The following is an 8,571-nucleotide window of genomic DNA, read 5'->3' on the forward strand; positions in this document are numbered from 1 at the left end:
GAAATATGGCGACGGCAAGTTCTGGACCGAGCTGGTCGTGCGTGCCCGCAGCCAGGAGGCGCTGGACGCCGCCCGCGCCGACGTCGAGGCGATGGTCGCCGGCTTCGCCAGCAATCCCGGCTGATCTGGTCCAGACCGGAACAAAGCACGACGCTGCAACGTTTCCCCGGCACGAGTTCGCCAGCTCGTAAATCGAGGGATTGTCATGCGATTCAAAACCATCGTCGCCATTCTGCAGAACGAGCAGGACGCCGAGCGCGTGCTCGACTGCGCCATTCCGCTCGCCACCCGGTTCCAGAGCCATCTGGTCGGCATCCATGCCGAAACACTTCCCGTGCCGTACACCTCGGCCACAGGCTTTCCGGACACCGAATTCCTGCAGGTTTCGGCAGATATGAACCGGGAACGGGCCGAGAAATTAAAGGCGCTGTTTCTCAGACATATCGAGGATTCCGGTCTTTCCTTCGAGTGGCGAAGCCTTGAGAGCTTTTCGGGTGACAGCGCGCTGACCGGGATTTCGAGCGTGCGGGCCGCCGACCTGATCATAGCGGCGCAGCGCGAAACGGGCGGCGATTCCAGCGCGGACGTGGACACGCTGGTCTACGATGCCGGCCGGCCGGTGCTGGTGGTGCCGCACGAGGGTCCGCTGATCACCACCTTCAAACGCGTCTTGCTCGCCTGGAACGGCAGCAAGGAAGCGGCGCGGGCCGCCTTCGACGCGCTGCCCTTCATCATCGAAGCCGAGAAGACTGACATATTGGTTATCGACCCTCCTGAAACGCTCGACGACAGCCCGGAGGCCGCCGGCGCCGAAATCGCGTCGGCGCTGTCGCGCCACGGCGCCACCGTCAGCGTCTCGGTGCAGCAGTCGGGCGGCAATTCGGTCGATGACATCATCCAGACCAGAATCGCGGAAACCGGCGCCGATCTGCTGGTGCTCGGCGCCTACAGCCATTCATGGCTGCGTCAGCTTCTGTTCGGCGGCGTGACGCGCAGCGTGCTGCGCACTGCGCCGGTGGCAGCCTTCCTGTCGCGGTAGGTCCACAGCGATCGCTGGCCCTTGCCTTTGCCAAGGCCCTTGCTCTTGCCAAGATGGGGGCTTTCCAGCTAATTCCGCGCGCATTCCCCTGTTTTCCTGCGCGCGATCCCCGCGTGCTGTGGAGTGCGCGACATGTCCCTTCCCGAAAAAGCCTTTCCGGTCTCCTGGGACCAATTCCATCGCGACGCCCGGGCGCTCGCCTGGCGGCTTGCCGGCGCCAACAAGGGACAATGGAAAGCGATCGTCTGCATTACGCGAGGCGGGCTGGTCCCCGCGGCGATCATCTCGCGTGAACTCGGCATCCGCGTCATCGAGACGGTCTGCGTCGCCTCCTATCACGACTATACCAGCCAGGGGCAGTTGCAGGTCCTCAAGGAGATCACCCCTGCCCTGCTCGCCGACGACGGCGCCGGCGTGCTGATCATCGACGACCTGACCGACACCGGCAAGACGGCCGGCATCGTGCGCGCGATGATGCCCAAGGCGCATTTCGCCACCGTCTATGCCAAGCCGAAAGGCCGGCCGCTGGTCGATACTTTCGTCACCGAAGTCAGCCAGGACACCTGGATCTATTTCCCGTGGGACATGGGCTTCACCTACCAGAAGCCGATCGCCGACGACCACGCCGGCTGATTCGCAACTACCTGCCTGTTACAGACCAGCAGCTTGCACCCGGGCATGATTGCTTTCGCAAACAGGTCCGGCAGGGCCGGATATTTAGCGAAATCGACGTCTATTGGCGGAAATCGGCCAGGCGAATGAAATTTTTTACTTTTATTGCCGACAATTAGCCGTAAGATTCGTGAGACGGCAAACGATTCCGGAGGCTGGGGCTAGCTTCTTCGATGTTGACGAGGCCAACGACACACAATCATCTGGCCGAAAGGGTCCGACGGCTCTTCGGCACGGCGCCGTGCCGCCTGCAGGTTGCCGCCCTGCCCTGGCGCGACGCGGGAGACGGCGTCGAAATCATGCTGATCACCAGCCGCGATACTGGCCGCTGGGTTTTGCCCAAGGGCTGGCCAGAGGCCAGGGAGCCGCTCTGCGAGGCCGCGGCGCGCGAAGCCGGCGAGGAGGCCGGGCTGCGCGGCCGTGTCTCTCATCTTGAAGCCGGCCGTTACTTCTACGCCAAGGTCCTGGCTTCCGGCGAAGAAGTGCCGTGCGAGGTCCTGGTGTTTCCACTGCATGTCGACAAAGTCGCGGACCGCTGGAAGGAAAAACACTCACGCACCCGCAAATGGGTCCGTGCGAGCGAAGCGGTGCGCATGGTCAACGAACCCGACCTTTGCCAGATCATCGCCTATTTCTGCGCCGACCCGCACAGCTTCTCCTGACGGGCGGCCACACCGCTCTCTTTGCAAAACGGGACTGGCTTGCAAAGGCTAATGCATGTCGCCCAAAAGTGACCTCGGTTTTGGGAGAACGACATGCATAAAAGCAAGGACCTAAAGCGGGTCGCTTGAATCCGTTCAAGCGCGACACGCTTTAGACACGCGTTGCCGCGCTTCGACATGAATGCTTTGCTAAGGAATCAAGGGTAGGATTCGGCAGCTCTGGTATTTTTGATCGATGGCGAATCCCGCAAATCCAATTCCAAACGAGTCCGACGACCCCCAGCGCGAGCATCGTCCGCGCGTGCTCAAGGGTGGGTCGATCATCACCGGAATTTCGAATTCGGAAGTCGGTTGCACGCTGCGCAACCAGCACGAAGGCGGCGCCGAACTGAAGATACCGCTCGAAGCCCGGGTCCCAGATCGGTTCCTTCTCTATGTGCCGCTCGACGGCATTGCCTATCGGTGCGAGGTCCGCTGGCGTCGCAACGACCGTATCGGGGTGCAGTTCACCGGCACCGAGCCAAAGCCCCGGCTGCATTACGGCTGACGCCCGGGCAAGCTTGCGCGCGGAAAATCGTGATCCGCGCCTGCATTCTATCCCCGTTATCCACATATGTGACACACAAGATGTTGGGGTCACAAAAGCTACGCAAACGAATCCTTGACGGCGCAAAACGAGTCGCCTTTTATAGGCCATGTGCTCCTGTTGAGAGTGCGACCGGAAAGTTCTGAGCCCGGTCTTTTTTCCCGGATTATGTGCGTTTTTGCTCGCATTTCCGCCTGTTTACGAGGCCGGCGGAAGCGTTGGGATTGTGGGGCGGTTGGGGACGATAGGGACAATTGTCGGGCTTGAATAAATTGTCTGTTAATACTATATTTAGTGTTTGCAGGTAGGTTCGACGCTAGATAGTGTGAATTTCCCTCGACCGAGGGAATCGGAAAAAATCAGTTTTGAGGGACCCGCGGGTTCGTCGGCGCGTTGGGCAGGCGCTTCGCAAGGAGTTTGACCAGCAGGGCCGGCGGAGACCGCGAAAATGGAGAGCCGGCCGTTTTCGAACGCCCGGCAGACGGCGGACATGCGCGTTTCGCATCGGGGGCAGAAATCCCTGGAGGAAAGCGCTATATATAGACAAAAGGGACCGGACCAATGCGCATCGAGCGTCGTTTCACCAAGCCAGGACAATCTGCCTATGCGGAGATCGAATTCCGCAAGGCGCTTTCGGAGATTAAGAATCCGGATGGTTCGGTGGTGTTCCGCTTGGACAATATCGACGTGCCGGCGCAGTTCTCCCAGGTCGCAGCCGATATCCTGGCGCAGAAATATTTCCGCAAGGCCGGTGTGCCGGCGCGCCTGAAGAAGATCGAAGAGAACGACGTCCCCTCCTTCCTGTGGCGCTCCGTCGCCGATGAGGCGGAACTGGCGAAGCTGCCGGAAGCCGAGCGCTACGGTTCCGAGATCGACGCACGTCAGGTCTTCGACCGGCTTGCCGGCACCTGGACTTACTGGGGCTGGAAGGGCGGCTACTTCAAGGGGTCGGAGGAAGACGCGCGCGCCTTCCGCGACGAGCTTGCCTATATGCTGGCCACCCAGCGCGTCGCGCCGAACTCGCCGCAATGGTTCAACACCGGCCTGCACTGGGCCTATGGCATCGACGGCCCGAGCCAGGGCCACTTCTATGTCGACCCGTTCACCGGCAAGCTGACCAAGTCGAAATCCTCCTACGAGCATCCGCAGCCGCATGCCTGCTTCATCCAGGGCGTGCAGGACGATCTCGTCAACGAGGGCGGCATCATGGACCTGTGGGTGCGTGAAGCGCGCCTGTTCAAATACGGCTCCGGCACCGGCTCCAACTTCTCGCTGCTGCGCGGCGAAGGCGAAAAGCTGTCGGGCGGCGGCCGCTCGTCGGGCCTGATGAGCTTCCTCAAGATCGGCGACCGTGCGGCGGGCGCCATCAAGTCGGGCGGCACCACGCGCCGCGCCGCCAAAATGGTCATCGTCGACGCCGACCACCCCGATATCGAGGAATTCATCGACTGGAAGGTCAATGAAGAGCAGAAGGTCGCCTCGCTGGTGACTGGCTCGAAGATCGTCAAGAAGCATCTCGAAGCGATCATGAAGGCCTGCGTCAACTGCGAAGGCAATGGCGACGACTGCTTCGATCCGTCGATCAACTCCGCCCTGAAGCGCGAGATCAAGGCGGCCAAGAAATCCGCCGTGCCGGAGAACTACATCTACCGCGTCATCCAGTTCGCCAAGCAGGGCTATAGCTCGATGTCGTTCAAGACCTACGACACAGACTGGGATTCGGATGCCTACCTCACGGTTTCGGGCCAGAACTCCAACAATTCGGTGTCGCTGAAGGACAATTTCCTGCGCGCCGTCGAGGACGATGCCGACTGGCACCTGACCGCCCGCAAGGACGGCAAGGTGCTGAAGACGCTGAAGGCTCGCGACCTCTGGGAAAAGATCGGCTATGCCGCCTGGGCGTCCGCGGATCCCGGCCTGCATTTCAACACGACGATGAACGACTGGCACACCTGCGCATCGGCCGGTGCGATCCGGGCGTCCAACCCGTGCTCCGAATACATGTTCCTCGACGACACGGCCTGCAATCTCGCCTCGATCAATCTGCTGCCCTACCGCAACGCCGACGGCACGATCGACATCGCAGCCTACGAGCACACCGTGCGGCTGTGGACCATCGTTCTCGAAATCTCGGTCATGATGGCGCAGTTCCCGTCGAAGGAGATCGCCAAGCAGTCCTACGAATACCGCACGCTCGGCCTCGGCTATGCGAATATTGGCGGCCTGCTGATGACGTCGGGCATTCCCTACGATTCCGATGAAGGCCGCGCCATCTGCGCCGCACTCACCGCAATCATGACCGGTGTCGCCTATGCCACCTCGGCCGAGATGGCCGGCGAACTCGGCGCCTTCGCCGACTACGACCGCAATGCGCAGAACATGCTGCGGGTCATGCGCAACCATCGCCGTGCCGCCTATGGCGAGAAGCAGGGCTACGAGAAGCTTGCCGTCAATCCCGTGCCGCTGGTCGCTTCCGACCTGAAGCAGCAGGACCTTGCGACCCACGCCAAGGCTGCCTGGGACCGCGCCATCGAGCTCGGCGAGGAGCATGGCTACCGCAATGCACAGGCGACCGTCATCGCGCCGACCGGCACGATCGGCCTGGTCATGGATTGCGACACCACCGGCATCGAGCCCGACTTCGCGCTGGTGAAGTTCAAGAAGCTGGCCGGCGGCGGCTATTTCAAGATCATCAACCGCGCCGTGCCGGAAGCGCTGCGCACGCTCGGCTATTCCGAAGCCCAGATCGCCGAGATGGAGGCCTATGCGGTCGGCCACGGCAACCTCAACCAGGCGCCGGCCATCAACCCCGGCGCGCTCAAGGCCAAGGGCTTCACCGACGACAAGATCGCCGCGCTCAACGCAGCCTTGAAGTCGGCCTTCGACATCAAGTTCGTCTTCAATCAGTGGACGCTCGGCGCCGACTGGGTGAAGGAGAATTTCGGCTTCACCGACGAGCAGCTCAACGATTTCTCGTTCGAGATCCTGCCGGCGCTCGGCTTCTCCCGGAAAGATATCGAGGCCGCCAACATCCACGTCTGCGGTGCGATGACGCTGGAAGGCGCGCCGTTCCTCAAGGCCGAACACCTGGCGGTTTTCGACTGCGCCAGCCCGTGCGGCAAGATCGGCAAGCGCTCGCTGTCCATCAACAGCCACATCCAGATGATGGCGGCTGCACAGCCCTTCATTTCCGGCGCCATCTCCAAGACCATCAACATGCCCAACGATGCGACGGTGGAAGACGCCAAGGGCGCCTACATGCTGTCGTGGAAGCTGGCGCTGAAGGCCAACGCGCTCTACCGCGACGGCTCGAAGCTGTCGCAGCCGCTCAACTCCTCGCTGCTCGCCGATGGCGAGGACGACGAGGACGAAGCCGTCGAGCAGCTGCTCGCCGCACCTGCGGCAGCACGTGCCGCACAGATCACCGAGCGGATCGTCGAGCGCATCATCGAGCGCGTGTCGCGCGAGCAGGAAAAGCTGCCCGGCCGCCGCAAGGGTTACACGCAGAAGGCCAAGATCGGTGGCAACACCATCTTCCTGCGCACCGGCGAATATGACGATGGCCGTCTCGGCGAGATCTTCATCGACATGAACAAGGAAGGCGCGACCTTGCGTGGCCTTCTCAACAACTTCGCCATCGCCATTTCGCTCGGCCTGCAATATGGCGTGCCGCTCGACGAATATGTGCACGCCTTCACCTTCACCAAGTTCGAGCCGGCCGGCATGGTGCAGGGCAACGATGCCATCAAGAGCGCGACATCGATCCTCGACTACGTGTTCCGCGAACTGGCGATCTCCTATCTCGGGCGCAACGACCTCGCCCATGTCGACCAGTCGGACTTTTCCAACACCGCACTTGGCCGTGGCATCAGCGAAGGCAAGACCGATGCGGTTTCCAAGGGCCTGACTCGTGGCGCATCGCCGGTGAAGCTGGTGTCGCGCGTCAGCGGCAACGATCCGAAAGGCTTTGCGGCCCCGTCGGGCGCCCCTGCCCGCTCGGCACCGACCGCGTTCTCCGGCTCCAACGTGCTGGCGCTGAAACCCGCCAGCGACGAAGCGGTCGCCTACAAACGCGACTATGAGGAGCGGGCAAAGGAACTGGCCGAGGACATCGCCTTCGAGGAGGCGGTGGGTGCTGCTTCCGATACCACGGCGGGATTGTTCACCGACGTTGCGGCCGTTGAGGCGGCCGAAGCGAAGAAACTCGCCAACGACCGCCGCGCCAAATCGCTGCTCCAGGGCTACACCGGCAATTCCTGCTCCGAGTGCCAGAATTTCACTATGGTGCGGAACGGGACTTGTGAGAAGTGCGATACGTGCGGTTCGACCAGCGGGTGCAGCTGAGGAAAGTCTGAAGCGCTAAAACGCAACATCATCGGCCCGGTCGTAAGATTGGGCCGAAATGGTAAAAGGAACAAAAGAGGAAACTCATCTAAAAAATTTAGATCGCGCACTTGTGCCAGAAACACCAAAGCCGACCCAAACTGGGCCGGCTTTGGTACCGCGAATAAGCCGGAGCCCACGCGGGGCGACGAGACCGAAATCCCATCTCCTGTGCAAAGGTATCATATGGGGAGTCGGTTCTCGGAGTCGAGGTAGCTCAGGCAACTCCAGAAGAAAGATACCTAAATGACCACCAACGAACGCAAGACTTTCGACATTGGACGAAGCTCGAAGAGCGGCCAATTCATTCCTGTGAAGGAAGCAGAGCGCCGGCCGAACACAACCACAGTCGAGCGTGTGCCCAAGCCCGGCTTCGGAGACACCAAGAACGAGCCGCCGAGCAGAAGATAACACCTTGAGTTTGTCCGTCGCTCGACTGCGGCCGGCAAACAACTTTGCCCAAGAAAGCTGCATGTGGTGTTCTTTTGTCAATGAATGCCACCATGTTGATTTTATGGACTTTTTCCAGTATTCAATTAGAATTTAATTGATTCGAAGTGACTTCAGGGTTCGCCGAGTAGGGCGGTACTATGACAGGGGGATTTTTGGGACACTGGATGCCAACCTATGATGCAATTGGAATTCATTCCCCTCAGAATAACTGAGTACAAGCCAAATCCCCGTCAGACTACGGTGCATCAAACTGGTGTGGCGCTCTGTGACGACGGATTGAGGTATTTTGTTAAAGGGATGGGCGGAGAGGTCGAGGTTTGCGCCACTGAGTGGATATGCACGTCGTTCGCAAGGTCTCTGAATCTACCCGTTCCTCCGATGAAGGTGCTTCAGACTCCAAGCGGAGCCCTTGTATTCGGCTCACAAGCGATCACGCATTGCATGAGCGACCTAGAAGCCAGCATGCTGCTTCTTGATGGTCCCGGCAATCTCAACGTGCCAGGCATCCGCAACTTGCTTTCAGCCACCTATGCTTTTGATCAGTTGATCTACAATCCTGATCGGCACGATCACAATTTTCTGTTCCAGCGGGCGGGCTTGATTGACGGTCAAGAGATCGCCAATCTGCACATAATTGACTTCGGCAGCTCAACAATCTTGAATGACAATGCCATAGTTGGGCTTGCTCAAGGCATGCCGACGGTGCAGGTCGGTAAAAAGATACGGAAAGTACACGGTTTCTCTGTGGAATTTGCCAGATCGTTCCTGGACCGGTT

6 protein-coding genes and 1 pseudogene are annotated in these 8,571 nt (G+C 60.4%); all 7 read left to right on the top strand.

Annotated elements, in window-relative coordinates; translation table 11 throughout:
* Positions 1-124: pseudogene (locus tag EN893_RS39125) on the top strand (competence/damage-inducible protein A); the annotation flags it as partial.
* A gap of 81 nt (positions 125-205) precedes the next feature.
* Positions 206-1,039, top strand: a complete 834-nt coding sequence (locus EN893_RS09940) for a universal stress protein (RefSeq protein ID WP_127272270.1) — start codon at positions 206-208, stop codon at positions 1,037-1,039.
* Positions 1,040-1,171: 132 nt separating this feature from the next.
* Entirely contained in the window at positions 1,172-1,672 is a 501-nt protein-coding gene (gene gpt, locus EN893_RS09945) for a xanthine phosphoribosyltransferase (protein WP_006200882.1), read from the top strand.
* A 212-nt stretch (positions 1,673-1,884) separates the two neighbouring features.
* The gene (locus EN893_RS09950) at positions 1,885-2,373 is read left to right on the top strand and encodes an NUDIX hydrolase (protein WP_127268765.1); all 489 of its coding nucleotides are present in this window, start codon (positions 1,885-1,887) and stop codon (positions 2,371-2,373) included.
* 235 nt (positions 2,374-2,608) lie between these two features.
* Positions 2,609-2,920 (top strand): PilZ domain-containing protein, encoded by a 312-nt coding sequence (locus tag EN893_RS09955; RefSeq protein WP_127268764.1) that lies wholly within the window; start codon positions 2,609-2,611, stop codon positions 2,918-2,920.
* A gap of 600 nt (positions 2,921-3,520) precedes the next feature.
* On the top strand, positions 3,521-7,303 hold the full coding sequence (locus EN893_RS09960) for a vitamin B12-dependent ribonucleotide reductase (protein ID WP_127272269.1): 3,783 nt from the start codon (positions 3,521-3,523) through the stop codon (positions 7,301-7,303).
* Between the two features lie 666 nt (positions 7,304-7,969).
* Positions 7,970-8,571 (top strand): HipA family kinase (locus EN893_RS38015; RefSeq protein WP_245490818.1); only part of this gene is annotated, 602 nt, incomplete at its 3' end.

Origin of the sequence: Mesorhizobium sp. M7A.F.Ca.CA.004.04.2.1 (assembly GCF_004022825.1) — a bacterium.
GTDB lineage: Bacteria > Pseudomonadota > Alphaproteobacteria > Rhizobiales > Rhizobiaceae > Mesorhizobium.

Coding starts and splice junctions, on each gene's coding strand:
- EN893_RS09940 (WP_127272270.1), top strand. CDS start 206: ATGCGATTCAAAACCATCGTCGCCATTCTGCAGAACGAGCAGGACGCC.
- gpt (WP_006200882.1), top strand. CDS start 1,172: ATGTCCCTTCCCGAAAAAGCCTTTCCGGTCTCCTGGGACCAATTCCAT.
- EN893_RS09950 (WP_127268765.1), top strand. CDS start 1,885: ATGTTGACGAGGCCAACGACACACAATCATCTGGCCGAAAGGGTCCGA.
- EN893_RS09955 (WP_127268764.1), top strand. CDS start 2,609: ATGGCGAATCCCGCAAATCCAATTCCAAACGAGTCCGACGACCCCCAG.
- EN893_RS09960 (WP_127272269.1), top strand. CDS start 3,521: ATGCGCATCGAGCGTCGTTTCACCAAGCCAGGACAATCTGCCTATGCG.